Annotated in this window: 2 protein-coding genes; both read right to left on the bottom strand. The window is 54.4% G+C overall.

The genetic code is table 11. From position 1 onward, the window contains the following. Window positions 1-50: 50 nt before the first annotated feature. Complete coding sequence (locus R6V78_RS09130; RefSeq protein WP_410289042.1) at window positions 51-1,247, bottom strand: thiolase family protein; 1,197 nt, start codon at window positions 1,245-1,247, stop codon at window positions 51-53. An 89-nt stretch (window positions 1,248-1,336) separates the two neighbouring features. Then, window positions 1,337-2,976: 3-hydroxyacyl-CoA dehydrogenase/enoyl-CoA hydratase family protein (locus R6V78_RS09125; protein ID WP_410289041.1), on the bottom strand; the 1,640-nt coding region annotated here is incomplete at its 5' end.

Below are 2,976 nucleotides of genomic sequence, written 5' to 3'. Positions count from 1 at the left end.
TGAACCGGCCTGCATAAAGTTCAGTCAAACTTCATGCAGGCTGTCAGCTGCTAACCAACCTTGAATATCATCGCTGCAGCCGTATCCCCTGCAGCACAGCCTGCCCAAAGTCCGTAGCCGCCACCCAGAATAACCAGCTCTTCCAGAAGCTGGGCGATCAGGCGGCCGGCGGTGGGCGCCTGGGGATGGCCATACACAATGGAACTGCCGTAGTTGTTCATGTTCATCACATCCATTCCCATTTTTTTGGCCATGTTGATGTCGTTGACCACGAAGGGGTTGTGGGTCTTGATGACTTTGATGTCGCCGACCGTAAGGCCGGCCTTTTTCAACGCCATTTCCGCTGCAGGTACCGGTGCGGCCGCCATATAGCCTCTGTCGACCCTGGCAAAGCCGTAGGATACAATCTGAACCTCGATTTCCGGGTCCTTGCTCATGGCCCTGGCCTTGTCGCGGGTGGTGACGATAAATCCGCAGTTGCCGTCTGCCGGATGGGTCTGTGCCCCGAATGTCAGGACACCATTCGGCTCAACCGGCCTGAGCTTGGCAAGCCCTTCCGCCGTGGAGGGGGTAATGCCCTCATCCGCTTCCAGAAGCGCCGTCTTCTTACGACTGACGCTGTATTCCACCGGAAACATATATCGTTTTTGAAATGCCCTGTCATCCGCCAGTGCATCCAGGTACTGCTCATAACGCCTCAAGGCGACCTGATCACATTCCTCTCGCGTAATGCCGGCCTCCCTGGCAACGTTTTCCGCCGTCTGAATCATCTTCAGTCCGGCATTGGGGTCGCCGTTGAAGTTGTCCATCATCCAGTTTTCAGATTCCACCTCACCCCCCGGTGTCATGGCATTGGCCCAGACCGTGTGAGGGCCGTTGGAGCATCGATCGGACATTAGTGCATAGGCTGTTTCATAGGTCCCGGCTTCGATATTGACAGCGCAGAGATGGATACAGGTGGTTGAGGTGGTGCAGGCCTGATTCACCATCAGCGCCGGCAGGGGTTTCTGGTTGTCAACCAGCAGGGCGGACGCCCAGGTGTGGCTGTAAAACATATGGTGCTGGGCAATGGTAATGCCGTAATACATATAGTCCAGCACCGTCGGGTCGAGATCGCTTGCCAGAAACCATCTTCGGGCTGTTTTAGCACCCAGGCTTATGGCATTTTCATTGGCCAGGCTCATCTGCCAGCGGCTGAAGGGGGATGCATAATACCCTTTGTAAGGAATGTACGCTTTTGTCAACATGGTGAACCGTCTCCTTTCTGTTATGGCCGGGGCTCCAACCCGCTACCCTCTTTTTTGTTTTGCTACGGGCTTATAACCGGCAGTTGGGTTTATTTTCCTTCGTAGCTAATACCTTTCCTGCCGACATTGGTCAAGCCTGTCAGGGCATCCTTTGTCGAAAATATCTCATTCAGATGGGCGAGTTCCTCTTTGAGCCCTTCCTTCAAAGGTTTTCCATAACCCGCATCCATGATGCGGTTTGCAAATTTCAATGCCAGGGGCGCTTTGGTTGATATGATTTTGGCTGTTTTTGCAACCAGCGGATCATCACTGTCGAGATATTTCCCCTCCAGCCAGTCCGTTATATCAAGGTCTGAAAAAAGATCCTTTATCTTTTTCCAATCCTCCGGCAGATCGTCCCTCCCGCGGCCCTTATTGGCCGTCATTCGCCCGGATTCGATCAGCCCAAGGATTTTTTCATCGATTTCATCGGCCTCAAATATGTAATCCACCAGACCGATGGCCTCGGCGTCTTTGGCTGAAAGAATCCGCCCGCTGAAGACAAGGTATTTTGCCAGTTCTATTCCGACGTGACGGCTGGTCCGCTGCGTTCCGCCCAATCCCGGGTAAATGCCGATGCCGGTTTCCGGAAATCCCATGACAGCCTTGGGCGTTGCGGCGATGACATCCGCAGCCATGGCCAGCTCCAGACCACCGCCCAGCGCGAGGCCCTCCATTTTGGCAACAACGGTTTTTCGACTGTCATCAATGCGGTTCAACACCTCATGCCCATAGGAGGTGAAGTCATAATTGTCGGCAATACGGTCTTGTTTGATGCAGTCGACAAAAAACTTTATGTCCGCACCGGCCACGAACGCCTTGCCGGCGCCTTCGATGATGATGGCCTTCGTCTGCGGGTCGGCCTCCGCCTTCCGGAATGCCTCGTCCAGTTGCTTGACCACAGCCTGGTTGAGCGCATTCAAGGCATCGGGCCGTGAGATCCTGACCCTGCCCACGCTTCCATCTTGAATATACTTGACATAGCGGACATCCCAGGGAAGTCCCTTTGCTTTCTGGGCCGCCAGAACACCGGGAGCGGCGACTTTTAAATAGGGTTTCAGCAGGGATTCGACCAGCGCAAAGGCCTTTTCGATACCCAGTTCATTCATGATCTCGAATGCGCCTTTGCGCCACCGCAGCCCCACTTTGGCGCCCACATCGGCATCCATGATATCCGTAACCCCCTCATCAAGCAGCGAGGTGGTGGTGAAAAAGATGGAGCCCAGCAGCCGGTCATTGACGGCATCGAATTTGTCCGCTTCGATCTCCCCCGCCAGATTCCATGCTTCGCCGGACGTGAACTGAGCGACCAGCCCTTTGGCCGGAGCATAAAATTCCCCAAGTTTCCCGTGCAGGGTATTCTGGGTGTGATAGCCGATGGGGATGCCCGTGACATTCATGAGCTCAAAGGGCCCCATGCCGATTCCCAGACAATCCATGGCGGCTTTTTCAATGGTGGGAATGTTGGCAATCTCCTCGTCCAGGACGCGAATGGCCTCGTTGAGAAAGGGTTGAAAAAAACGGTTCACAGCAAAGCCCGGCGCATCTTTTACGAGAATGTCTGTTTTACCGGTCAGCTTGGCGTATTTTCGGGCTGCGGCCAGCGCTGCCGCTGATGTTTTGGATCCGGGTATGATTTCCAGCAGCCTGTTTTTGGCTGGATGATAGAAAAAATGAAGCCCCACAAACC

It is taken from the genome of Desulfosarcina sp., from assembly GCF_046496365.1.
Lineage (GTDB): Bacteria > Desulfobacterota > Desulfobacteria > Desulfobacterales > Desulfosarcinaceae > Desulfosarcina.
This window is presented reverse-complemented; position numbering and strand designations above follow the sequence as displayed.